The organism is Micromonospora sp. NPDC002389 (genome assembly GCF_040296095.1).
Classification (GTDB): Bacteria; Actinomycetota; Actinomycetes; order Mycobacteriales; family Micromonosporaceae; genus Micromonospora.
On the sequence record NZ_JBEOWP010000022.1, the window covers coordinates 1 to 25019 of the forward strand.

Genomic DNA, 25019 nt, shown 5'->3' on the forward strand with positions numbered 1-25019 from the left:
ACCTCGCCCTTGATGATCTTCTGGGACAGGCCCTCCACCACGGCGGTCTTACCGACGCCGGGCTCACCGATCAGGACCGGGTTGTTCTTGGTCCGACGGGAGAGCACCTGCATCACCCGCTCGATCTCCTTCTCCCGACCGATCACCGGGTCGAGCTTGCCCTCCCGGGCCGCCTGGGTCAGGTTCCGCCCGAACTGGTCGAGCACCAGGCTGGTCGACGGCGCCGCCTCGCCCGGTGCGGTGCCGGCGGCGGCCGGCTCCTTGCCCTGGTAACCGGAGAGCAGCTGGATCACCTGCTGGCGGACCCGGTTCAGGTCAGCGCCCAGCTTCACCAGCACCTGCGCGGCCACGCCCTCGCCCTCGCGGATGAGACCGAGCAGGATGTGCTCCGTACCGATGTAGTTGTGGCCGAGCTGCAGAGCCTCGCGCAGCGACAGCTCCAACACCTTCTTGGCCCGCGGCGTGAACGGGATGTGCCCGCTCGGCGCCTGCTGACCCTGGCCGATGATCTCCTCCACCTGCTGGCGAACGCCCTCCAGCGAGATCCCCAGGCTCTCCAGAGCCTTCGCCGCGACGCCTTCACCCTCATGGATCAGGCCCAACAGGATGTGTTCCGTACCGATGTAGTTGTGGTTGAGCATCCGGGCCTCTTCCTGGGCCAGGACGACAACCCGTCGCGCTCGGTCGGTGAACCGCTCGAACATGCCCTCGTGCTCCTCACGTGAGTCATCCGGCCATAAGAATGCTAAGATTTCATATAGCATCTTGTCTATCGTGCTCGAGCGATGAGGGTGCCTCGGCGAGCGACATCCCCCTCTGGGGTGCGACTTCGTCGGCGCGGGATCGCGCAGTCCGGCGCATTCCGCAACTTCTATCAATAGCTTCGCCATATGAAAAGAACTCTTGGCTGCCGGTGCTCCGCCCGGCGACCTTTGCGCACCTCCCGGGCGGTGATCACGCTGCTAGGGCGGGTCGGCGACCTGGCCTGCCGAGTTTCCTGAGCAATGGCTCAGTGTGGCCACGCGGTAACCGGATGTGCCAGTCTCGGGCTCACGCTGAGCCTAGGGGGATAGATGATGGAGAGTCGTGCCTGTTACCGGGTCGACCTGTTGGGTCCGCTGCAAGTGAGGCGGAAGGGGCATCCGGTGGAGCCCGGCCCGGCCAAGCAGCGGGCGGTGCTCTCCCTTCTGGCGTTACGCCTCGGCGACAGCGTCCCGGTGAGCGAGGTGGAGGAGGCGGTCTGGGGCGGCGTGGTCCCGCCGAGCGCCCGGTCGCTCGTGCACACGTACGTGGCCCGGCTGCGCCAGGTCCTCGAACCGGAACATCCGCCACGGCGCCGGGTACGGGTCATCGCCTCGACCGTCTCCGGGTACTCGCTGCGCGCCGAGACCGTCGAGACGGATGTCGCCCGGTTCCGGCGCTACGTCGCCGAGGCCGAGAAGCGGATCGGTGAGGGCTGCCGCGAGGAGGCGTTCCGTCTGCTCGGGCAGGCGCTGGACCTGTGGCGCAGCCCGACCCTCGGTGAGCTGCGCTCGCTGCTGCACGACAACATCGAGGTGGAGGCCCTGGGTGCGGCCTGGGTGGCGACCTCGCACAGCTACGTGGGTCTGGGGCTGCGGCTGGGACGGGCCGCGGCGGTGCTCGACACCGCCACCCGGCTGGCCCGGCTGGAACCCCTGCACGAGGCGATCCAGGCCGACTACCTGGCCGTGCTCGGCGGCAGTGGGCACCGGACCGTGGCGCTGCACCGGTACGCCGACATCACCGAGCGGCTCCGTACCGAACTGGGCGTCGATCCGGGGGAGGAGCTGCGGGCGGTGCACCGGGCGCTGGTGCGCCCGGCCGGGCGTCCACCGGTGCCCCGGCCGGCGCCGGCGGTGCCCGCCGCGCGGCGCAGGCCCGGCTGCGGGCCGATCTCCGGGCCGCTGCACTGGCGGGCCGGGGACATCGCCGAGCTGGCGGCGCTGCTGGCGAAGTACCGCGCGGTGACTGTCACCGGCGCGCCCGGCTGCGGCAAGTCGGCGGTGACGCTGCGCGCCGCCCACCAGGCCGCCCGTGTCTTCACCGGCGGGGTCCTGACAGTGGACACGCTCGACCTCAGTGACCGGCGGCAGCTGGAGCGCCGGCTGGCCCGGATGCTCGGGGGCAACGGCGCCGAGGATCCGGTCGAACTGCTGCGCGACCAGCCGACGCTCGTGGTGCTGGACAACGCCGAGCACCTGGTCGACGCGTGCGCGGTGGTCGCCGACCGGCTGTTGCTGGCGTGCCCGAACGTGGTGGTCCTGACCGGGTCGCGCCAGCCGCTCGGGCTGCCGTACGAGCGGGTCCAGCGCCTGCATCCGCTGCCGGTGCCGCAGCCGGGCGGATGGCCCTCGGTCCTGTCCAATCCGGCGGTCGCGCTGCTCGCCGAACGGGCGGCTCAGGCCCGCCCCGGGTTCCGTCTCGACCGGCGGGACGCGGAGATCGCGGTGGAGATCTGCCGCCGGCTCGACGGCCTGCCGCTGGCCCTGGAGATGGCGGCGGCGTGCCTGTCCACCGACAGCCTGGATGGGGTGCTGCGCAAGCTGGAGGGACCGCTGGACGGACTGCGCCCGCCCACCGCCGGACCGGAGCCACGCCACACGTCGCTGCGGGCGATGCTCGACCGCAGCGTCCAGCGCCTCGACGTGGTCGAGCGTTGCCTGTTCCAGCACGTCGCGTTGCTGCCGGGGGTGTTCGACCTGGCGGCCGCCCGGCGGTTCTGGTGGCCCCATCCGTCCGGCCCGACGGACGTGCGGGTGGTGCTCGCCGCCCTGGTGGACAAGGCCCTGGTGATGCCGGTCGGGACAGCCGGCGGCCGGTACCGGATGCTCGGCCTGCTGCGCCGGCTGGCGCTGGAGTACGACACCCCGGGTGCCGTGACGAGCCCCGCCGCCGAGCTTCCCCTGCCGTTGTCCCGGCCGCTGCTGCCGGCTGGGGTGGCGGCCGTGCCGGACTGACCGGCGGTCGCGATCGACGGCCCGCTCCCCGCCGGGGAGCGGGCCGTCGTGTTCCCGGGGCTTTGACACCTGACGATGCCCAGGCATTGACAGTACGCTTTAAAAACACATAGCTTGATAGTCGGCGGGACCGGTCGGGTCCGGTCCACCAGCGGCCCTCAGACCGCCGCTGACCCCTGCCGACAGACATTGGAGGTGTCTGGCTTGAGCTCCACCAGAGAGACCTACGAGTCCCTGAACCTCGAACCCAAGCCGATCCGCCCGCACATCCTCGCCGCGGCCACCGTGGTCTTCGGCGAGGACTACTACTCGGGCCGCCGCGAGACGATCAACCTGTCCGGCTTCGTGCAGCTCAACAAGTGGCCCATGCCGGGCTTCGAGCACAAGGTCGACGAGAACGGCTACGCGCAGTTCGCCACCGAGCTGATCAGCGCGCCCGAGGTGGGCATCAAGGGGTTCAGCTACGAGTTGGACGACCGCATCCAGGTGCTGTCCAACCCGTTCCTGCCCAACAGCGGGCACGTGCGGCAGATCGTGCCGGGCAAGAACTTCCCGGCCGAGTTCTACATCCGCCGCTTCGGCATCCTGGAGTCGAGCACGCTGCGGCTCGCCCACCGCAACGTCATCGACATCTACGGCGTGGTCGACAGCGTCCCGCCGTTCAAGAAGCCGCTGACCGGCCCTTACCTGGGCAAGCCGCGCGGTGACGGTCCGTTCGACGTGATGGCCGCGCCGAACGTCGTCAAGGGCACCACGCTGCCGGAGGCGTGGTACCCGGCCAACGACGAGAACCAGCCGGTCGGGATCACGCCGAACCTGTTCTTTGCGCCCAGCGCCGGCCCGTGCATGTCCATGCTGGTCGACCCGTCCATGATCATGCAGACCTCGCTTGAGGGGCAGATCGAGGTCGAGGTCAACGGCAAGACGGTGCGGGTCGACCTGGCCGGGGACTATCGCCAGGCGGCCGGCGCCGAGGTGCTGCTCTTCGGCCCGGACAAGCACGACGAGGGCCCGGGCGTGCTCGCCCAGCTGGCCCGCGTCGCCGTCGTCGGACACAGCCCTGAGCTGGGTGGCCGGGTCATGCTGCGGGCGAGCTGGCCGCGGGTCTCCGGCGGCACGCTGGGCGAGGGCAACGAGGACAGCCTCAGCCGGCTCAAGTTCCCCGGCGATCTGCACATCGACGCCGAGTTCGAGCTGGTCACGCCGCACGAGACGCTCTACGCCGCCAACTCCGTGCACGTCAACGGCAAGATGCGCGGCATGGAGGCCACCGGTACCGAACTCAAGCTGGACGGCTCGGACACCGCGCTGGTCGCCGTGGACGAGCAGCCGAAGGCCCGCCTCACCGGCGTCAACCTGGTGATGCGGGACGCGCTGGTCGGCGAGCACGCCGCAGTGAACGCCTGACCGACGGGTCCGCTTGACGGGCCTGCCGGCCAGAGGTTCTACTAGTAAAACCAATAGCAACGTACCGTCACGATGTCCCTCCCGACTGCTACGGCGGTCGGGAGGGACGCGCGCTCAGGGGGTACCGCGTGGACCAGCGGCTGCTGCTCATGCACCAGATGATGCTCGGCGACGCGCCCCGGCTGCGGGCGTACGACAGGGCGCTGGAGGAGGCCGTCACCCCCGGCGACGTGGTAGTCGACGTGGGCGCGGGGCTGCTCGCGCTCTCGCTGCTGGCGCTGCGGCACGGCGCCGAGCACGTGTACGCGGTCGAAGCCGACCCGGCCACCGCCGCGGCGGCGGCCCGCATCATCGAGGCCAACGACCTCAAGGGACGGCTCACGCTGGTCACCGGCGACGCCCGTACGGTCCGGCTGCCCCGCAAGGCGGACGTGCTGGTCTCCGAGATGATGGGCAACCTCGGCCCGGAGGAGGAGATGGCCGAGGTGCTGCACGTGATCGCCCGCCGGCACCTGCGCTCCGGCGGCCGGGTGGTGCCCCGGCGGTTGCGGACCTGGCTGGCCGCGGCCGAGTTCGCCGACGAGGGCTGGGGGCTGTGGGGCGGCGACTTCTACGGCTACCGGCTCGACCCGGTGCAGGAGCTCGTGGCCCCCGCGGCGCAGCTGCACTTCTTTCAGCGTCCGCCGAAGCTGCTGGCCGAGCCCACAGTGGTGCTCGACCAGGCGCTCGACGGCCGGTCACCGTCCCGGCAGACGCTGCGGCAGCGTCTGCCGGTCACCGCGCCGGGACGGCTGCACGCCGTGCTCGGCTTCTTCACCGCCGACTTCACCGACGACGTGGCGCTGTCGAACTTCCCGTCGTACCCCGGCTGTAACTGGGCGGTGTGGGTGTGGCCGCTGCGACACACCGACGTGGCCGAGGGCGACGAGCTGTCCGTCGCCCTGCGCCGCCCGGCCCGGCGCGACGTCCGCACGGTGACCGGCTGGCGGCTGGAGTGCGGCCTGTCCCGGCAGAGGAGGTCCTGATGCCCTTCGCGGTGGGTACCGTCCGCGACATTCCCGTCCGTGGCGCTCTCAAGCTCTGCGGTCTGACCTGGTCTGCGGAGTGCCTCTGGTTCTCCGAGGCGGTCTCCAGCCAGATCGCCTCCCTGGATCCGATCAGCGGCAAGGTGGTCCGCCGGCTCGACTGCCCCGGCGTGCGCACCGACCTGACCACTATCGGCGGGCGATTGTTGCAGGTGGCGGGCGACGACCGCGTGCTGCGGCTGGTCGATCCCGAGGACGGCGAGCTGCTCGGCGAGTTCGGCAACCCGCGCCCCGGCAACGTGCTGTGCGGGCTGGAGGCGACCCGGCACGGGCTCTGGCTGGGCTACGAGGACCTGCGCCAGGTCGACCTACGCGACCCGGAGGGTTTCGGGCTGATCGACACGTTCCCGGTCCGGCACCCGGTCGCCGGCCTGACCGTCTCCGACAGCTACCTCGTCTACTCCGACCACGACGCGGCCACCATCAACCTGTACGAAGTGGCGGCCCGCCGGGAGGTGGCCGCCTACTCGGTCGCGGGCAACCCGACCGGCATCACCTGGGACGGCCGCCGCATCTGGTACTGCGACTTCACCACCCTGCAGCTCCGGGCGATCGAGGTGCCGGGCATCACGAAGGGTTGACGTCCATGGCGACGACGCGCGCTCTGCTGGCCCGCTCGACCTGGATCGGCGCGGTCGGCGCCGCCCACCTACTGCCGGCGCTGCCGCCTGCGCTGGTCAAGGCGGTCCGAGGTGACCGGCCGGGGGCCCGCCGGCTGCTCTACCGCCGCCTCACCACGTTGCTGATGCGGCTCGGTCCGACGTTCGTCAAGGCCGGTCAGGTGCTCGGCACCCGGCGCGACGTGCTGCCGCCCGCGCTCTGCGACGAGCTGTCTGTGCTCCAGGACCGGGTCGACCCGATGACCTCCGAGCAGACCAGCCGGGCGCTGGCCGAGGCGTACGGCAGCGAGACGCCTGCGGAGTTCGCGGAGATCGACCCGACGCCGGTGGCCAGCGGCAGCGTGGCCTGCGTCTACCGTGGGCGGATGCCCGACGGCGCCGAGGTGGCGCTCAAGCTGCGCCGTCCCGGCATCGAGTCGACGATGGCCCTCGACCTTGCGCTGATGCGGCACGGCGCCCGGGTGATGGCCCGCCTGCCGATGCTGCGCGGCGTCCCGGTGCGGGAGGTGGTCGAGAACATGTGCGGGGCGGTGTTCGCCCAGCTCGACTTCGCCCGGGAGGCGGAGAACCTGCGCCGGCTCAAGGAGAACCTCGCCGTGGTGCCCCGGGTCCGGGTGCCCGCCGTACGTGACGACGTCTGCCGGCCGCGCTGCCTGGTCATGGAGTTCGTGCCCGACCTCGACGTGGACGTGGCGCGGTCGATGTCGGCGGCCGTGCGCAAGCGGTTCGCCGCCCCCGCGATGACAGCGATCTACCACATGCTCTTCGTGGACGGATTCGTCCACTGCGACATGCACCCGGGCAACCTCTACTTCACCCGGGGCGCCCAGGTGGTGGTGCTCGACGCCGGGTTCAGCGTGCAGCTCACCGAGGAGCTGCGCCGGCTGTTCGCCGAGTTCTTCATGAACATGTCGATCGGGCGCGGCCGGTACTGCGCCGAGATCGTGGTGCGCAGCGGCACCGGTCTGCGGCCGGATGCGGACGTGGAGACGTTCCTGGTCAAGATGGCCGACCTGGTGGAGCGCAGCCACAGACTGCCGGCCCGGGAGTTCAGCCTGATCGCGTTCGCCGCGGAGATGTTCGACCTGCAACGGCGCCACGGCGTGCACGCCGCGCCGGACCTCATCTTCCCGCTGCTCTCGCTGCTGGTGATCGAGGGGACGGTCCGCGACCTCGACCCCGACCTCGACTTCCAGGAGCTGGCCAAGCCGGTGCTGATGCGCGGGCTCTTCGGCCGCCGCGCCGCCGCCTGAGCGCCACCTGTGCGTTGGCCGAACGGTCCGCCGGGCCTGGCCGGTCGCCTCGACAGCGCGGCCCCACCTGCGCAAACAACGGACTAAAATATACGATAGCGGAATGGCACAGACTGGCCTCGCCGGCAAGCGCTCCTACCACCAGTACTGCGGGCTCGCGTCCGCGCTCGACGTGCTGGGTGAACGCTGGACGCTGCTGATCATCCGGGAGCTGCTGATGGGGCCCCGGCGCTACAGCGAGCTGCTCGCGGACCTGCCCGGCATCGGCACGAACCTGCTCGCCGACCGGCTCAAGTTCCTCGTCGACTCGGGCGTGCTGCGGCAGGTCGACGTGCACGGCACCGGCGGCCGGCTCTCCTACGAGCTGACCCCGACCGGGCAGGCGCTGCGGCCGATGGTGCTCGGGCTCGCGCACTGGGGCCTGGAGTTCGTCGGTGACCTGAGCGCCGAGGACACCGTCCGCCCGCACTGGGGCTTTCTTGCCGTGGAGGCGATGTTCCAGTGGGACAAGATTTCCCCGATCGACGAGAGCTACCAGTTCCAGGTCGACGACGAGGTCTTCCGCATCGACGTCGCCGGCGGGGTGCCTCGGGTGGCGAAGGGACCGTCCGACGACCCGGCGATGGTGGCGACCACGGACGCGGCCACGTTCGTCCGCATCGGAGCCGGGCGGGTCACGCCGCTGATGGCGATGGTCGGCGGCCAGCTCAAGCTGGAGGGCGACATCGACGCCGTGTTGCGCTGCTGCGAGCTGCTCGGCCTGGACGCCGGCGCGGCGCCCGCCGTCCGGGCGACCTCCGGTCACTGACCCACGCCAGGGGGTGACGGGACAGGTTCACTATATTATTCTGAACTAGCCTCGGCGTTCGTCGGGGCCCGTCGTCGTCCGGCACGCCGCACCCGTGCGGCACCTCCCGAGCACTGTGGTCCCACGGGGACGACCGGTCCGCCCTTTCGTCGCCCGAGCGCCAGACGGCGCCGCACGCGTCGCGGGGCGACCCCGCGCGGCGCGTGCGCCGGCACCGACGACCGGCCGTCAAGCGACAGGAGCCGGCATGACGGACACGGTGCGACACGCTCCGGAGGCGCTGCCCAGGGCGGTACGGGACGACTTCCCCCTGCTGGCCCGCCGGGCCGGCGACCTCGTCGCCTACCTGGACAACGCCGCCACCACGCAGAAGCCCCGCGTCGTCCTGGACGCGGTGACCGACTACTACACCGGGGCGAACAGCAACGTCGGGCGCGGCTACCACCGGCTCGGCCTGGAGTCCACCGAGTGGTACGAGCAGGCCCGCGAGAGCGCCGCGCGGGCGATCGGCGCGGCGCAGCCGGAGGAGGTGCTCTTCACCGCCGGCACCACCGCCGCCGTCAACCTGGTCGCGGACACCGCCGGGCAGCGGGTGGCCGGGCCGGGCCGGCGCGTCGTGGTGACCGGCATGGAACACAACAGCAACCTGCTGCCCTGGCGCCGGCTCTGCGACCGTACGGGCGCCACGTTGACAGTGGTGCCGGCCGGACCCGACGGGCGGGTCGGCGCCGACCGATTCGCCGCCGCGCTCGGCCCGGACACCGCGCTGGTGGCGGTCAGCCACGTCTCGAACGTGCTCGGCACCGTCAACCCCGTACCGGAGATGACCGCCGCCGCCCGCCGGGCCGGCGCGCTCGTGCTGGTCGACGGCGCCCAGGCCGTACCGCACCGGCCGGTCGACGTGCGCGAGATCGACGCCGACTTCTACTGCTTCTCCGGGCACAAGGCGTACGGGCCGATGGGTGTCGGCGTGCTGCACGGCCGCCGGGACCTGCTCGCCGGGCTGCCGCCGTACCAGGTGGGCGGTGGCACGGTGAAGGGCGTCGCGGCCGACCAGCCGGTCCGCTACCTCGACGGGCCGGCCCGGTGGGAGGCCGGCACGCCGCACGTGGCCGGCGCGGTCGGGCTGGCCGCCGCCCTGCACTACCTGCGCGACCTCGGCTGGGACGCGATCCGCCGGCACGACCGGACGCTGGTCCGGCACGCCGTGGACGTGCTCGGCGCGATCAACCGTGTGCGGGTGGTCGGTGACCCGGCCACCGACCCCAGCGGCATCGTCTCCTTCGTGGTCGAGGGCATCCACCCGTATGACGTCGGGGCGCACCTGGACCGGCACGGCGTGGCGGTGCGCTGCGGCGTGCACTGCGCCAGCACCTTCCTCGACGAGCTGGGCCTGCTCGGCACGGTCCGGCTCTCCTTCGGCGTCTACAACACCATTGCCGAGATCGACCTCGTCGGTGAGCTGCTCGCCGGCGTACGGGCGGGTCCCTGGACCACCGATCACCCCGACGTCCGGTTCCTCTGAGCAGCGCCCGGAAGGGAGCGTCATGAGGTTCGACACCCGGCTGGTGCACGTCGGCCAGCAACCCGTGTCCGGCACCGGCGCCGTGGTGCCGCCGATCCACCTCGCCACCACCTACGACCGCACCGCCCAGGACCCGCCGCGCTACTTCTACGCCCGGGGCGAGCAGCCCAACCGGGAGGCGCTGGAGGAGTGTCTCGCCGCGCTGGAGGACGCCCGGCACGCCACCGTCTACACCAGCGGGCAGGCCGCCGCCACGACCGCGCTGTCGGTGGTGCCGCCGGGCCGGCTGCTGCTCGCCTCCGACGACATGTACGGCGGCACCCACCAGCTGCTCGCCGCCGCCGCCGAGCGCGGCGTGACGGTACGGCAGGTGGACCTCGCCGACCCGGCCGAGCGGGACCGCGCGCTCGGCGAGTGCGGGCCGGAGCTGGCCATGGTGTGGCTGGAGACGCCCACCAACCCACTGCTCAAGGTCGCCGACATCGCCGCTGTGTCCGACCTCGCGCACCGGCACGGCGCCCTGGTGGTGGTGGACAACACGCTCGCCGGGCCGGTGCTGCAACGACCGCTCGCGCACGGCGCCGACATCGCGCTCTACAGCACCACCAAGTCCGTCGCCGGTCATCTCGACGTGCTCGGCGGCGCGCTCGTCTACCAGGACGAGGAGCTGCACCGGCGGTTCCTGGCGTACCGCACGGTGGCCGGCAACGCCCCCGGCGGATTCGACTGCTATCTCACCCACCGGGGCTTGAAGACGCTGTCGCTGCGCACCGCCCGACAGGTGGAGAACACCCGCGCGGTGGTGGCGGCGCTGCTGGCCGAGCCGAGCGTCGCCCGGGTCAGATATCCGGGGCTGCCGACGCATCCGCAGCATGCGGTGGCGGCCCGGCAGATGACCGCGCCCGGCGCGCTCGCCGCCTTCGAGTACCTCGGCGACCCGGCCAAGCTGCTCGACCGGGTACGCCTGTTCACCGCTGCGGTCAGCCTCGGCGGCGTCCGTTCCCTGATCGAGTGCCCGGCGCTGATGACCCACCGCCCGGTGCCGCCCGAGGTGCGCCGGCGTCTCGGGCTGACCGACCGGCTTATCCGGATCTCACCCGGCATCGAGGACCCGGCCGACCTGGTCGAGGACCTGGTCACCGCGCTGCGTGACGGCGCCTGACCCGCTGACCGGCATATTCGCTCCGCGAAGGAGGAGACATGTCCGCATTCACGACCGGCGGCGCCACGGTGGTGCTCGACGGAGGACTCGCCACCGAGTTGCAGCGCGCCGGGCTGCCCCACCAGGCCCCGTGGTGGGGCATCGCGGCGCTGCTGGCGGACAGCCGGCGGCGCGTGTTGCGCGACGTCCACGAACGGTTCCTGACCGCCGGGGCGCAGGTGCTCACCGCGAACACGCTGCGCTGCAACCTGCGGGCGCTGCGCCGCGCCGGGCTGGAGGACGCCGGCCTCGGCTGGATGGTGCACGCGGCCGTCGGCGTCGCGCTGGCCGCCCGCAACGCGGCCGGCGCGCCCGGCACCCGGATCGCCGCGTCGATGGCCCCGGTGGAGGACTGCTACCGGCCGGACCTGGTACCGGCCGACGACGAGCTGCGCGAGGAGCACCGCTGGCTGGCGGTGGAGCTGGTCCGGGCCGGGGTGGAGCTGGTGCTGGTGGAGACCATGAACACCGCCCGCGAGGCCCGGATCGCGGTGGAGCAGGTGCGCGAGGTGGGCGCCCTGGCCTGGGCCGGCTTCGTCTGCGACGACCAGGGCCGGCTGCTGTCCGGCGACTCCCTGGTGGACGCCGCGCGGGCGGTGCGCGCCGCCGGGGCCGAGGTGGTGCTGGTCAACTGCACCGGGCCGGAGGCGACCGAGCGGTGCCTGCGGGCGCTGCGCGACGCCGACGACGGCCCGATCGGCGCGTACCCGAACCTGGAGGACCGCCGCGACGGCGCGCCCGGACCGCGACCGCTGCTCGACCCCGCGGAGTTCGGCGACCTGGTCGCCCGCTGGACGGTGGAGTACCGGCTCGCCGTGGCCGGCGGGTGCTGCGGCACGTCGCCGGAGCACATCGCCGCGCTGGCGGCCCGGCTTAACGCCCCGGTGGCGGCCGTCGACTGACGCCGCCCGCAGGTACGCCGGCCCGGCGCGGGCCGGGTCAGCCAACGAAGGGAGAACGAGACGGTGAGCGGCTCCACGATCGCACCGCCCGTCGAGGTGGTGCGCAGCCTGCCCGGCCCGGCGGGATACATGTGCGGCCTGACCTGGGACGGCACCTGGCTCTGGCACTCCGACCAGGACGCCGCGCGGATCTTCGCGATCGACCCGGCGGACGGCACGGTACGCCGGTGGTTCGCGCACCCCGACGTGCGGGCCGACCTGGGGTACGCGGACGGAAAACTGTGCCAGATCGGCGGCCGGCCGAAGCGGATCCTGCTGATCGACCCGGCCACCGGCCAGACGGTCGGGTCGAAGCCGGTACGGCCCTCCAACGGCCGGGTTACCGGTATGGAGACCGGGCCCGAGGGCGTGTGGCTCTGCCTGCGCGCGCCCGCGGTGATCCAGCTGCGGGACTTCGAGACCATGACGGTGCAGCGGGAATACCCGGTCGTGGGGTCGCCCTCGGGCCTCACGTACGCCGAGGGTCATGTGCTCTACGCCGAGTTCGAGGACGGCCTGCTGCACGCGGTCGATGCGGAGTCGGGCCAATTGGTCGCCACGGTGCGGCTGCCGGGGCATCCGACCGGGCTGGCCTGGGACGGCGAGCTGGTCTGGTACTGCGACTTCGCCGACCGGCGGTTCAAGGCGGTCCGGCTGCCGGACGTGCTCGGCGGCTGACCCGGCCCGGTGGGGGCGGCAGGTCCCGGCCGCCCCCACCCGTCCGGCGTCAGGGCACCCGGTCGCGCGCGTCGAACTGGTCCTGCCGGCGGTCGCGCTCGCCGCGGGCGTCGGCCGACGGCGGCCGGCAGCGGCCGGCGCAGCCGCACGAGCAGCCGGCCGCGGAGGCCAGCTCCGTCCGCCGAGGAGCTTCGGTGTCCGGCCAACCGCCGGTGTGGCACGCAATCATCGCTTCTCCCTGCTCTGAGGTGGGGTGCGCGCCGGAGAGCCCGGCGCGGGCGGACGGGACGGGCAGCGTGACGACTATTTACTTGAGAATCATATGGTAAATTCGCTGGCGGGTGCCAGCTCCTGATAGGAGGGACGCCATGCGCGTCAGCGTGACCGACGACCCCGCGACCACGACGGCCTCCCGCACCGGCGGGCCGCCCGCACCGGCCGACCCGCTGCGCACCGCCTCCTTCGCGGAGCTGCGGTCGCTGTTCGCGATGGAGCCCAACGCGGTCCACCTCAACACCGGCACCATCGGAGTGATGCCGTACGAGGTGCTGGACGTCAACGACCGGGTGACCCGGGCGTGGAACGGAGGACTGCGCAACGTCTACCCGCCCGGCATGTACCCCGAGCACCGCGCCGCCATCGGCCGGGCGTTCGGCGTCGACCAGGACGAGATGGTGATCTGCCACAACGCCACCGAGGGCGTGGCCCGGGTCATCAACGGGCTCGACCTGCACGAGGGCGACGAGGTCATCACCACCAGCCACGAGTGCTACTCGGTGCTGTCCAACTTCAACCTGCTGCGCAACCGGCACCGGATCACGCTCACCGTGCTGACCCCGCCGGTCGGGCCGGACGTCACCGCCGAGGAGATCGTCGACATGTTCGCCCGGGCGATCACGCCGCGGACGAAGGTGCTGGCGTTCGCCGCCGTCACGCTGTTCACCGGCACCCGGATGCCGGTGCGCCAGCTCTGCGACCTGGCCCAGCAGCACGGCCTGACCACAGTGGTCGACGGCGCGCTGCTGCCCGGCCTGTTCGACACCGACCTGCGCGCGCTCGGGCCTGACTTCGTCACCTGCTCCGGCTCGAAGTTCCAGTGCGGGCCGCTCGGCACCGGGCTGCTCTACGTCCGCAACAAGGTCCACCCCGAGCACAACCCGCTGCCGCTGCCGACGTTCTGGCCGGTCATCTCCACCTGGTACCCGATGATGGGCGCCCCGCCGCCGCGCACCACCACCCGGGTGGAGAGCTACAACATGGGCGACTACCTGCAGAGCGCCGGCAGCGCCAGCATCGCCCGGGGCGCCGCCCTGGCCAAGGCGTGCGAGCTGTGGGACCGCATCGGCCGGGACCGGATCGAGCGGCACGCGGTGGCGCTCGGCGAGCACACCCGCGCCCGGATCATCGAACGGTTCGGCGTCGAGTCGCTGTACTCACCGCTCACCGACGACCGGCTGACCGCGCCGCTGGTGGCGTTCAACCCGTTCCCCGACCGGGCCGACGGCTGGAACATCACCAAGTTCGCCCGCCTCGTCGACGAGCTGGAGAGCCGGCACCGGATCTGGACCCGGTGGACCGAGTTCGACGTGGCCGGCTCACCGCACCAGCACTACGCCGCCCGGATCTGCACCCACCTCTACAACACCGCCGAGGAGGTCGACCTCGCCGTCGACGCCATCGCCGACCTGGTGCGGGAGCTGTCATGACAGTCGCCCCGTACCGGCCGGAGCCGGCCACCTCGCGGCGGCGCGGCGGCGTGCTGCGGGTGCTCGCGCCCACCGACGCCGCACCGCTGGACCCCACCTGCGCTCCGGCGTCGGCGGCCCCGTTCGTCCGGCTGCACACCCGGCAGCTCGTCACCTGGCAGACCGCCCGTGACGTCCACGACTGGCAGGCCGTCACGCCGGTGCCCGACCTCGCCCTAGAGGTCCCCTCCACCTGGAACGCAGGTCTCGGCGCCAGCCACCGCAGCTACGTGTTCCACATGCGCCCCGGTGTCCGCTGGGACACCCCCGACCGGCGTCCGGTCACCGCGCACGACGTGATCCGCGGTTTCAAGCGGATGTGCAACCCGGTCCGGCCCTCGCCGTCGCTGGCCTACTTCGCCGGCACCGTGCGCGGCCTGGCCGAGTTCGCCGCCGCGTGGTCGGCGGAGGCCACCCACCGGGCCGCGGACGCGGCGACGCTGGCCGTGTACCAGAACGCGCACGAGATCCCCGGCGTCTTCGCGCTCGACGACGAGACGCTCGTCATCGAGCTGGCCCGGCCGGCGCTGGACTTCGTGCAGATGCTCGCGCTGCCCGCGGCGTCGGCGGTGCCCGCGGAGCACGAAGCGTTCGTCCCGGGCAGCCCCGAGGCCGCCGCCCACCTGCGCGCCAACGGCCCGTACCGGGTGCGGCTACAGCGGCCCGGCGAATGGGTCGAGCTGGTCCGCAACCCGGCGTGGGAGCCGGCCGCCGACCCGTACCGGCGGGCCGAGGCCGACCGGGTGGAGCTGCGCCTGAGCGACGGCGCCGGCCGCGCCGACGCGGAGCCCGCCGACGCGCCGGCCGAGGTTCCGGTCGCGCCCGCCGTCGGCGGGCTGCCGGCCGCCGAGCCGGTCGACGGCGACTGCGCGCTTGGCTGGGTGCTCGACCCCTATCTCCTGCTCAATCTGCGCGACCCGGTCTGGGCCGACCTCCGGGTACGGCAGGCGGTGGCGCTCGCCGTGGACAAGGCGGCGGTGGCCGGCCTGTACCGGCGTCACCGCCCCGGCGTGCCGGTACGGATGGCGGGCTCGCTGATCCCGCCGGGCAACGCCGGACACGGCACGGCCGACCCGTACCCCACCCCGGGTCACGCCGGCGATTCGGCGCGGGCCCGCGACCTGCTGGCCTCGGCGGGCCACGCCGACGGCCCGCCGCTGGTCCTGATCCACCCGCAGTCCGGCTGCGGGCCCGAGGTGGCGCACGCCTGCGCGGCCGACCTGACCCGGGCGGGCCTGCCGACCCGGGCGGTCGGGCTCGCCGACGCCGCGTACGCGCAGGCACTGCGCGCGCCCGCCACGGCCGGCGGCTGGCAGCTCGCCGTGGCGGCGCGCGTGCCCGACTGGCTGGAGCACAACGGGCGGGTCTTCGCGCAGGCGATGCTGCAGGCGAACCCGGTGCCCGGCGGCGCCAACCACGGCGGCTATGCCGCACCTGAGGTGGACGCGCTGATCGAGCGGGCGCTCGACGCGCCGGAGCCGTGGCGGGCCGACGCCGCCTGGCGGGCCGCCGCGGAGCGCGCGGTCGCCGACGTGGCGGTGGTGCCGATCCTGCACCGCGCGCCGGTGGTAGCGCCGAGGCGACCGGACCGGGTCGACGGGATCCGGCTGCTGCCCCCGCAGGGGTACGCGGCGGACCTGACCGCGGCACGCCCGGAGGCGGGCGAGTGAACCCGCTGGTACGCGACTACCTGCTGCTCGGCCTGCGCCTCGGCCGGCTGGTCGACGGGCTCGTCGACTGCTACTACGGTGACTCGGCGCTGCGCGACCAGGTCGCCGCCGAACCGCCGCCCGACCCCCGCGAGCTGTCCCGTCAGGCCGGCCGGACGCTCGCTGCGGTCGGCGACAGCGACCTCGAACCGGCCCGCCGCCGGTACCTCACCGCCCAGCTCGCCGCGCTGCGCGCGGTCGCCGACCGGCTCGCCGGCACGCCGATGTCCTTCCGGGATGAGGTGCGCGCCTACTTCGACGTCGACGTGACCCGCACCCCGCCGGAGCGCTACGCGGCGGTGCACGACGAGATCGACGCGCTGCTGCCCGGGCCGGGGCCGCTCGCGGACCGGGTGGAGGAGTTCTACCGGCGCAACACCGTCCCGCCGGAGCGGCTGCACCGCTGCGTGCAGGCGGTCTCCGACGCGCTGCGCGAGCGGACCCGGGACCGGTTCGGCGTGCCGGGGAGCGAGCGCGTCGAGTACACCGTGGTCCGGGACGCGCCGTGGAACGCGTACAACCGCTACCTGGGCGGCTTCCGCTCGGCCGTGGCGCTGAACGCGGCCAGCGGCCGGTCGGTGGCCGCGCTGCCGATCATCGTTGCGCACGAGTCGTACCCCGGCCACCACACCGAGCACTGCCTGAAGGAGGCCGGCCTGGTCCGGGACGGCGGCCAGGGCGAGCACACCATCTCCCTGGTCCACACGCCCCGCTGCCTGGTCACCGAGGGCCTGGCCGAGGCGGCGGTGGACGCGGTGCTCGGCCCCGGCTGGGGGGAGTGGACCGCCGGCATCCTGGCCGGGGAGGGCGTCCACGTCGAGGGCGAGCGGGTCGAGCGGATGCGCGGCCTGATCGTGCGCCTGCTGCCGGCCCGGATCGACGCCGCCCTGCTCATGCACGACGAGGGCGGCGACCGGGCGGAGGCGCTCGCCCACCTGCGGCGGTGGATGCTGCTGCCGCCCGACCGGGCCGAGCAGATGGTCACGTTCGCCGCCGACCCGCTGTGGCGCGCGTACTTAGTCACCTACTCCGAGGGCGGCCGACTGGTCGACGCCTGGCTGGCCGCCCGCGAGCCGGGCACCAGCCTCAGCGACCGCTTCGACACGCTGCTGCGGGAGCCGCTGCTGCCGGCGCAGCTGCGGGCCGACGTGGCGGGGACCGCGCTCGCACCCATCTGAGTACCCGGCACCGGCAGCAGCGAACAGAGACGACGAAAGGTGCGTGTCGATGAACGGCGGCCAGCCCCGGTACGGGGGAATCCTGCGGCTCTACGGACCCGGCAGCATGGACCATCTCGACCCGGCCTGCGCCTACTACATGCTCGGCGGGCAGATCATCCGGCTCATCGCCCGCCAGCTCTTCACCTACCGGCCGGTCGTCGACCTGCGCGACCCGTCGGCCGTCACGCCCCTGCCCGACGTGGCCGAGGCGGTGCCCACAGTGGACAACAGCGGCATCAGCGCCGACCACACCCGCTACACGATCCGCCTTCGCCCCGGCGTGTGCTGGGACACCGACCCGCCCCGCGAGGTGACCGCCGGGGACTTCGTACGCGGCTTCAAGCGGATGGCAAACCCGGTGCTGCAGGCCGGCGGGATCGGCTACTTCACCAGCACCATCAGGGGGATGGCCGAGTACTGCGACGCGTACGCCGCCGCGATCACCTCGACCGAGCCGGCCGCCGCCGAGCTGGCCGCCTTCCAGAACAGCCACGAGATCGCCGGCGTCCGCGCGGTCGACGACCGGACGATCGTCTTCGACCTGATCCGCCCGGCGGTGGACTTCCTGCACATCCTGGCGCTGCAGTGCGCCTCCGCCGCCCCGGTCGAGTACGACGAGGTGCTGCCGGACAGCGCGGAGTTCCGGCGGCGGGTGCGCTCCAACGGGCCGTACCGGATCACCCACTACGCCCACGGCGAGTCGGTGCGGCTGGACCGCAACCCGGTGTGGCGCAGCGCGTCCGACCCGGTGCGCCAGCAGTACCTCGACGGGGTCGAGGTGACCATGGAGATCGCCAGCCCGCAGCAGGTGGGGGAGGCGATCGACAGTGGCCGCGCCGACCTGTCCTGGGCGTCACCGATCACCGAGCCGTACGACGTGGCGCCCACCGACCCCGGCAACGACCTCGGCTACGCGCTCAACCCGTACCTGGTGTTCAACCTGCTCAGCCCGAACGCCGACCGGGCGATGAGCAAGCTCAAGGTGCGCCAGGCCATCGCGTACGCGATAAACAAGGCGGCGATCGCCGAGATCTACCACGGCCTGGAGGCCGGGACGGTGATGTCGTGCGGGCACACGGCGATCCCGCCCGGCAACGACGGGCACGTCGAGTTCAACCTGTACCCGACACCGGGGGACCGGGGCGACCCGGAGCGCTGCCGGGAGTTGCTGGCCGAGGCGGGCTACCCGGACGGGCTCACCCTCACCGCCGTGCACCGGGACGTGGACGCCAACCCGGAGGTGGCCGGCTCCTACGCCGCCGATCTGGAGAAGGGCGGCATCAACGTCCGCCTGGTGGCGCTCGGCCACGCCGAGTACTACCAGTTCCTGCGCGACCCGGCCAACGCCCGCGCCGGCGCCTGGGACATCTCCGCCCCGTCGTGGACGCCCGACTGGTTCGGCCCGAACGGGCGCACCTTCGTCCAGCCGATGTTCCAGACCAACACGTCCCGCGGCAGCAGCAACTACGGCGGATACAGCAACCCGGAGGTCGACCGGCTGATCGAGGAGGCGCTCGGCGCCACCGACCGGGCCCGCGCCACCGAACTGTGGCACCAAGTCGACCTGTGTGTCATGCGGGACGCCGCGATCGTGCCGATCCTCGTGCACGCCCCGACCATCCCGCACCGCAAGGGCCGGCGGGTCCGCAACGCCATTGCCATGCCCACTGTCGACCGCTGGTTCGACCTGTCCAACCTCTGGCTGGAGGAGTCCGCATGACCACGGCAGACGTACCGACGGACCTCAGTCGGACCCACGGCGCGGACGGCCCGCGCCGCGGCGGCACGCTCACCCTGGTCGGCGCGGGCGACGTCGACCACCTCGACCCGGCGCTGGCGTACCACACGGTGACCCGGGGGATCGTCCGCGCCTACACCCGGCAGCTTGTCACCTACCCGTCGACCCGTGACCACCGGCGGGCCGGGGACCTGGTGCCGGACCTGGCGGTGGCGGCGGACGGGCCGTACGACGCCGAGGGCCGCCGCTACCGATTCACGCTGCGCGACGGGCTGCGCTGGGACCTGCCCAACGGGCCCCGGCCGTTGACCGCCGCCGACGTGGTACGTGGCATCAAGCGGCTGGCCCATCCGATGGCGCCCAGCCCCGGCCTGCCCTACTACCTGAGCACGGTCGACGGGCTCGCCGAGTTCCGCGACGACCTGTTCACCCTGCCCCGCGACCTCAACGTGGTGGCGCCCTACCTGGAGGCCGCCGAGGTGCCCGGGCTGCGGGTGCTCGACGACCGGACGCTGGAGCTGACCACCCGCCGCCCCACCTCCGAGTTCCTCAACCTCCTGGCGTTGCCGTTCGCCTCCCCGACGCCGGAGGAGTACCTCTGGTTCGTGCCCGGCAGCCCCGAGCTGGACCAGCGACTCGGCTCCATCGGGCCGTACCGGATCACCGGCTACGAGCCGGACCGGCGCATCACGCTGGAGCGCAGCCGCACCTGGGACCCGGCCACCGATCCGGTCCGGGCCGCCCATGTGGACCGCATCGAGGTGCGGCAGGGCCTGGACGAGAAGACCTGCCACGACATGGTGATCGACGGCGACGCCGACATGATGTGGGACATCCAGCCGCTGACCGAGCGGCTGCCGGAGATGTTCGCGGCCGGGGACCCCCGGCTGGAGGTCTGCCCGGCCGGTCTGTTCAGCCCGTACCTTGTGATCAACGTGCTCAGCCCGAACGAGGGCGAGGCGCTGGCCCGCCGGGAGGTCCGGGAGGCGTTGCAGTACGCGATCGACAAGACCGCTGTGGCCGAGGTCTGGGGCGGGCCGCGCCTCAACGACATCGCCGAGCAGATCCTGCCGCCGCTGTGCCGCGCGCACCGGCCATTTGCCCCGTACGCGGCGAACGACGGCGCCGGCGACCCGGAGCAGGCCCGTCGGCTGCTCGCCGACGCCGGCTACCCCGACGGGATCACGTTGAAACTGGTCTACCGGGACCGGGACATCCACCCGGAGACCGCGCGGGTGGTCCGGGCCGCCGCCGCCCGGGCCGGCATCACCCTCGACCTCGTCCCGGCCGGCATCACCGAGCTGTTCGGCACGTACCTGGGCCGGGCCGACGGCGCGCGTGAGGGCCGCTGGGACGTGGCGCTGTCTGGCTGGGAACCGGACTGGCACGGCAACAACGCCCGCGTCTACCTCCAGGCACTCTTCGACAGCTCCGGCGTCTCCGACAACGACGACTGGGGGTCGAACTTCGGCCACTACCACAACCCGGTCGTCAACGAGCACATCGACGCGGCGCTGAGCTGCGTCGACGAGAGGGCCGCGAACGAGCACTGGCGGGCCGTCGAGCGGGAGGTGCTGCGCGACTGCGCGGTGGTGCCGATCCTCTTCGCCCACCAGTACTGGCTGCGCGGGCACCGGGTGCGCAACTGGCTGCCGTACCCGGTGCTCAACGGTGACCTGACCAACCTGTGGCTGGGGGAGGACTGACGACCGGGCCGACGAGCGGCGACGACCACCGGCTCACCGTACGTCTCGGCGAGCTGGCCCAGGCCCACGCGGACCGGGCGGCGGCGCGCGCGGGCGTGCCCGCCGTCCGGCTGGACCGGCTGGCCGCCGAGCCGCTGCGCCTGGACGAGGACTTCTGCCGGGAGGTGGCCGACCGCTACGACGCCGCGCCGATGGTCACCGCCGGCACGGACCGCGGGTACACCCGGCTGGCCGCGGAGAACCTGCGGCAGTTCCGGCTGATCGGCGAGGCGGGCATCCGGGTGCTGCCCTGGGCCGGGCCGGGACAGCCGTACCGGGACTCGCGGGAGCTGGTCGCGCGGGTCCGCTCGACCGGCCTGCTGCACGTCTTCCTCACCCGCCACGGGCACGGGCCGGCCGGCGCGGACGGCGACCATCCGCTGCGCGCCCCCGTCGGCGTCCGGGCCGGCGGGGAGGAGCTGCTGCACAACGACATCTTCCGGGCGGTCCACGACGTCTTCGGGCACGTCCTGTTCGGCAACACGTTCGGACCGCGCGGCGAGTTCCGGGCCACCCGCTGCCACCTCGCGATGTACCCGCCCGACCTGCACCCGCTGGTCTTCGCCGAACTGGTCGGCCAGCTCTGCTGGTTCTTCCACGGTCCGCACCTGCGCCGCCCGGACGGGACGCTGCCCCGGCGCGGCGAGCCCGGGTACGTGCCGCCGCCACGGCGTCCGTACCCGCCGCAGAAACGGCTCGTGTACGACCGGCGCACCCTGGACCGGTTCGCCGCGCTGTTCACGTCGCCGTGCTGACCGCCGACATCAGGAAGTCGGGCACCCGCAGCGGCGGCATCACCATCCGGGTGAAGTAGTCGCCCCACTCCCGGGGCAGCGCCGGCGCCGGCCGCCCGGCCTCGGTGGCCCGGGCCAGCAGCGACAGAGGGCTCTCGTTGAACCGGAAGTTGTGCACCGTGCCGACGATCTCGCCGTCCTCGACCAGGCGTACGCCGTCGCGGGTGAGGCCGGTCAGCAGCAGCGACGCCGGATCGACGTCGCGCAGATACCACAGCGAGGTGAGCAGCAGGCCGCGCCGGGTGGAGCGCACCATCTCGGGCAGCGTCGGCGCGTCCGGTCCGCCCTCCAGCACCAGGTTGTCCACCATCGGGGTGAGCGGCGTGCCGGTCCGCGCGGCGGTGTGCCGGGTCTGCACGAGCGCGGTCAGCACGCCCTCGTCGATCCAGCGGGTCGGCCGCAGCGGCAGCCCGTTGTCGACCACTGCGGTCAGGTCGTCGGTGCCCCGGCTGATCGTGAACGGGGCGCAGGGCAGCAGCGGATGGTCCGGGTCGCTGCGCAGCGTCAGCGGCAGCGCGGTGAGGCGCTCGCCGAGCGGCAACCGGCCGTCCGGGCGGCTGAACGCGGTACGCCCGTCCAGCGCGCCGCGCGCCCCGGCGGCCAGGTAGAGGTGAAGCATCAGGTCGGCCACGCAGTTCGGGGTGAGCAGCACCTCGTAGCGTCCCGGCGGCAGCTCGATCCGGCGGCCGGGCCGCGCCAGCGTGGCGGACAGCTCGGCGGCGAGCGCCGGCACATCCAGTCCGGTCAGGTCGGGCGCTGTCACACCGGCCCACGTCGAGTCGTCGCCGTCGCGCACGCTCAGGTCGAACAGGCCGGTGGACTGCGGGTGCCGCAGGCGGGCGCCGGTCGACGCGGCGAGGTAGGTGGTGACCACCCGGTGCTCGGTGTAGCCGTAGAGCCGCCGATGCCCGGCCGCCGCGAACGCGTCGGCCAGGCCGGGCAGCACGTCCCGGAACGCGTCGACCGAGGTGCCGCCGGGCGGTTCCGCCCACGACGGCGTCCGCCACGGCTCGGGCAGCCGCGCCGCGTCGGCGGCGGGCGGCGCGTCGCGGGCGGCCCGCTCGGCCGTGCGGACCAGGCCGGGCAGCGCGTCGCCGAGCGCGCCGCCGTGGCCGACCAGCCCCACGTGTACGCCGACCGCGCCGTCCCGTAGCGCCAGCGCCGTCACCCGGCGGGACCGGACGCTGCCGTTCGTGGTCAGCGCGTTGCCCGCCCAGCGCAGGTACGCGGCGGCCGTCTCGTCGGCGATCAGCAGCAGCTCGTTGGCCTCGCGCCGGTGCCGCAGCGCCGCTTCCAAGGCGTCCTGGATCCCGCTCACCCGTCCCGCCCTCCGGTGTCGACGACGTCGATGCCGCGGAACACCGCGGCCGGGCAGCCGTGGCTGGCTGCGGCTGCCTGCACCGGCTGACCCTTGCCGCACATGTCGGCGCCGGAGAGCAGCCACGTGCCCTCGCCGCCCAGCCCGCACAGCGCGGACCAGAACGCTGTGGTCTCCGCCTGGTACGCGGCGCCGGAGACCTGCCCGGCCAGCCGCCCGTTGCGGATGCGGTGCCAGCGCTGGGCGGTGAACTGGAACTGCCGTCGCCGCATGTCGATCGACCAGCTGTCCGAGCCGGCCAGGTAGAAGCCGTCCGTCACGCCCGCGATCAGGGCTGCGGTGTCCGGCCCGTCCACCGCCGGGCGCAGCGACACGTTCGGCATCCGGGCCATCGGCGTGTGCCGGTACGACTCGGCGTACGCGCAGCCGGCGGAGCGCGGCAGCCCGGCCCGCGCGGCCGAGGCGCGGTCGTGCTGGAACCCGACGAGCACACCCGCCTCGATCAGCGGCCAGGACTGCGCGGCCACGCCCTCGTCGTCGAACCCGACGGTGGCCAGTCCGTGCGCGGCCGACCGGTCGGCGTCCACGCTCATCAGCGCCGAGCCGTACCGCAGCTGCCCGGCGGCGTCGGGCGTGGCGAAGGTGCCGCCCGCGTACGACATCTCGTGGCCCAGCGCCCGGTCGTACTCGGTGGCGTGCCCGATCGACTCGTGGATGGTAAGCCAGAGCTGCGACGGGTCGATCACCAGGTCGTACCGGCCCGGCCGCACCGGGGGCGCCTGCGTCTTCTCGGCCAGCAGCGCCGGCAGTTCGGCCAGCTCGCCGGCCCAGTCCCAGCCCTCGCCGTGCAGGTACTCCCAGCCGCGGGCCACCGGCGGGCCGACGGTGCGGAGCGTCTGGACGCCGCCGTCGCGCGGGTGCCGGCCCACCGCCAGCACCTGCGGGTGTACCCGGACGCGCTGCTGGGCGACGCGGGTGCCGTCCAGGTCGGCGTAGTACGTGTTCTCCTGGGCGGCGGTGGCGCGGGCCAGCACGTGCGCCACCGATTCGTGCGCCAGCAGCCCGGCGCACCAGTGGCTCAGTAGCTCCACCCGTTCGCTCTCCGGCACCTCGAACGGGTTGATCCGGTACGGCGAGCGCCAGGTCGCCGCCGGGTACGCGGGCTCGGGCGCGAGCGCGACCGGCCCGCCGCCGACATCGGCGCAGGCCCGGGCCAGCGCCAGCGCGTCGTCGCAGGCGCGTACCGCCGCCTCCGGCGTGAGCTCCGGCGTGGCGGCGAAGCCCCACGCGCCCCGGTGCAGCACCCGTACCGCCAGGCCGGTCTCGGTCTCCTCCTCGCTCGCCCGCAGCGCACCGTCGTGCACGACGGTGCGCCCGGAGCGGACCCGCTGCACCCGCAGCGCGGCGTACCGCGCGCCCCGCTGCCGGGCCCGCGACAGGGCGGCGTCGGCGAGGCGGGCCAGTGGGAGAGCGAGGAACGAGTCGTCGATCTCGTCGGGCACACGCGCCTCCGGTCGCAGGGGTGCCGCCGTCCGCGCCGTGGCACGGCGGCCTGGGGGTTGCGGTGAGGAGACTAGTGCGGCGTCCCGGCGGCGCACAGGGCCCACGTGGCGGCCGGGCGGCCGACCAGCGCCGTCGCCGCGCAACAGAGCAAGCAGGAAGAAGGCCGCTGCTGAACCGCCCCGCACTGGCTGCCATGACCGGCCAACCACACCCATTGGCTGCCGCTGTTGGCCGTGCATCCGGGTCATGACCGCCGGCGACGACCAAGAGGGCTGAAGACGCAGCACGCTCCGGTGAGATACGCCGCCGACGTTGGGGGCCGCTCAACCACCAACGTAATCGGGGCTGGACCGCCAGATCGGCACCTGGGTGCTCTCTGATGGGCGGACGCGAACGAGACCGTCACGTGAGCTGCTGAAACGGCGGATCGGCGGCGAGGCCGTCGAGGAGAGCATCCAACTCGGCGGCGCCCATCTGGGCAGTCGTGCCCGCGTCGACAGCGACCCGGGGAGCCGAGGCAGCTCTGCCACCGCCACCTCCGGCCGTCGCCTCGAAGGCAGAACTGCGCAGCACCGCCCGCAAGGGCGAAGGCACGACCTTCCTTCTGCGCAACGTCGGCACCAGCCCGGCTGCCGGCGTTCGGGGCGTTGTGCCTCCCGCCTACGACGGGCTCGTGCGGCCAGAGCTGGGAAACGGCGAGGTGCCTTATAAACGGTTCGTTCCAGGTCTCGATGTGGATCGTGCCTCCGTC

General features: G+C 73.2%; 20 protein-coding genes. 16 read left to right on the forward strand and 4 right to left on the reverse strand.

Features of this window, described 5'->3' with window-relative positions; translation table 11 throughout:
- The coding region (locus ABT008_RS28000; RefSeq protein WP_350699945.1) for a Clp protease N-terminal domain-containing protein at window positions 1-704 on the reverse strand (704 nt) is incomplete at its 3' end.
- A gap of 441 nt (window positions 705-1145) precedes the next feature.
- Here ABT008_RS28000 and ABT008_RS28005 point away from each other — a divergent pair.
- From ABT008_RS28005 to ABT008_RS28080, 16 genes are all read left to right on the forward strand, one after another.
- The gene (locus tag ABT008_RS28005; RefSeq protein ID WP_350699947.1) at window positions 1146-2978 is read left to right on the forward strand and encodes an AfsR/SARP family transcriptional regulator; all 1833 of its coding nucleotides are present in this window, start codon (window positions 1146-1148) and stop codon (window positions 2976-2978) included.
- 204 nt (window positions 2979-3182) lie between these two features.
- Window positions 3183-4385 (forward strand): DUF6004 family protein, encoded by a 1203-nt coding sequence (locus tag ABT008_RS28010; protein ID WP_350699949.1) that lies wholly within the window; start codon window positions 3183-3185, stop codon window positions 4383-4385.
- 128 nt (window positions 4386-4513) lie between these two features.
- Window positions 4514-5410, forward strand: a complete 897-nt coding sequence (locus ABT008_RS28015) for a 50S ribosomal protein L11 methyltransferase (protein ID WP_350699950.1) — start codon at window positions 4514-4516, stop codon at window positions 5408-5410.
- Entirely contained in the window at window positions 5410-6051 is a 642-nt protein-coding gene (locus ABT008_RS28020; protein ID WP_350699952.1) for an NHL repeat-containing protein, read from the forward strand. The genes ABT008_RS28015 and ABT008_RS28020 overlap by 1 nt, the downstream gene beginning before the upstream one ends.
- Window positions 6052-6056: 5 nt before the next feature.
- On the forward strand, window positions 6057-7343 hold the full coding sequence (locus ABT008_RS28025; RefSeq protein WP_350699953.1) for an ABC1 kinase family protein: 1287 nt from the start codon (window positions 6057-6059) through the stop codon (window positions 7341-7343).
- 103 nt (window positions 7344-7446) lie between these two features.
- Window positions 7447-8151, forward strand: a complete 705-nt coding sequence (locus ABT008_RS28030) for a winged helix-turn-helix transcriptional regulator (RefSeq protein WP_350699955.1) — start codon at window positions 7447-7449, stop codon at window positions 8149-8151.
- A gap of 247 nt (window positions 8152-8398) precedes the next feature.
- Complete coding sequence (locus ABT008_RS28035; RefSeq protein WP_350699957.1) at window positions 8399-9676, forward strand: aminotransferase class V-fold PLP-dependent enzyme; 1278 nt, start codon at window positions 8399-8401, stop codon at window positions 9674-9676.
- A gap of 22 nt (window positions 9677-9698) precedes the next feature.
- Window positions 9699-10838 carry a trans-sulfuration enzyme family protein gene (locus ABT008_RS28040; protein ID WP_350699959.1) on the forward strand — a complete coding sequence of 380 codons (1140 nt, stop codon included), beginning with the start codon at window positions 9699-9701 and terminating at the stop codon, window positions 10836-10838.
- A 38-nt stretch (window positions 10839-10876) separates the two neighbouring features.
- Complete coding sequence (locus ABT008_RS28045; RefSeq protein WP_350699960.1) at window positions 10877-11779, forward strand: homocysteine S-methyltransferase family protein; 903 nt, start codon at window positions 10877-10879, stop codon at window positions 11777-11779.
- Between the two features lie 63 nt (window positions 11780-11842).
- Window positions 11843-12496: an NHL repeat-containing protein gene (locus ABT008_RS28050; protein WP_350699961.1), complete on the forward strand. Its 654-nt coding sequence runs from the start codon at window positions 11843-11845 to the stop codon at window positions 12494-12496.
- A gap of 368 nt (window positions 12497-12864) precedes the next feature.
- Window positions 12865-14202, forward strand: a complete 1338-nt coding sequence (locus ABT008_RS28055; RefSeq protein WP_350699963.1) for an aminotransferase class V-fold PLP-dependent enzyme — start codon at window positions 12865-12867, stop codon at window positions 14200-14202.
- Window positions 14199-15911, forward strand: coding sequence for an ABC transporter substrate-binding protein (locus ABT008_RS28060; RefSeq protein WP_350699965.1), 1713 nt, complete (start codon window positions 14199-14201; stop codon window positions 15909-15911). The genes ABT008_RS28055 and ABT008_RS28060 overlap by 4 nt, the downstream gene beginning before the upstream one ends.
- A complete protein-coding gene (locus ABT008_RS28065; RefSeq protein ID WP_350699967.1) occupies window positions 15908-17128 on the forward strand; it encodes a DUF885 domain-containing protein in 1221 nt (406 codons plus the stop codon). The genes ABT008_RS28060 and ABT008_RS28065 overlap by 4 nt, the downstream gene beginning before the upstream one ends.
- A gap of 49 nt (window positions 17129-17177) precedes the next feature.
- Entirely contained in the window at window positions 17178-18890 is a 1713-nt protein-coding gene (locus tag ABT008_RS28070; protein ID WP_350699969.1) for an ABC transporter substrate-binding protein, read from the forward strand.
- The gene (locus tag ABT008_RS28075) at window positions 18887-20614 is read left to right on the forward strand and encodes an ABC transporter substrate-binding protein (RefSeq protein ID WP_350699971.1); all 1728 of its coding nucleotides are present in this window, start codon (window positions 18887-18889) and stop codon (window positions 20612-20614) included. Before ABT008_RS28070 ends, ABT008_RS28075 begins: the two co-directional genes overlap by 4 nt.
- Complete coding sequence (locus ABT008_RS28080; RefSeq protein ID WP_350699973.1) at window positions 20596-21408, forward strand: hypothetical protein; 813 nt, start codon at window positions 20596-20598, stop codon at window positions 21406-21408. The genes ABT008_RS28075 and ABT008_RS28080 overlap by 19 nt, the downstream gene beginning before the upstream one ends.
- On the opposite strand, the gene ABT008_RS28085 is transcribed toward ABT008_RS28080, so the two are convergent.
- The 3 genes from ABT008_RS28085 to ABT008_RS28095 form a co-directional block, all read right to left on the reverse strand.
- Window positions 21392-22765 (reverse strand): metallopeptidase TldD-related protein, encoded by a 1374-nt coding sequence (locus ABT008_RS28085; RefSeq protein ID WP_350699975.1) that lies wholly within the window; start codon window positions 22763-22765, stop codon window positions 21392-21394. The two genes, ABT008_RS28080 and ABT008_RS28085, sit on opposite strands and share 17 nt — an antisense overlap.
- The gene (locus ABT008_RS28090) at window positions 22762-24267 is read right to left on the reverse strand and encodes a TldD/PmbA family protein (protein WP_350699977.1); all 1506 of its coding nucleotides are present in this window, start codon (window positions 24265-24267) and stop codon (window positions 22762-22764) included. The genes ABT008_RS28085 and ABT008_RS28090 overlap by 4 nt, the downstream gene beginning before the upstream one ends.
- 403 nt (window positions 24268-24670) lie before the next feature.
- Entirely contained in the window at window positions 24671-24862 is a 192-nt protein-coding gene (locus ABT008_RS28095; protein WP_350699978.1) for a hypothetical protein, read from the reverse strand.
- Between the last annotated feature and the right edge of the window lie 157 nt (window positions 24863-25019).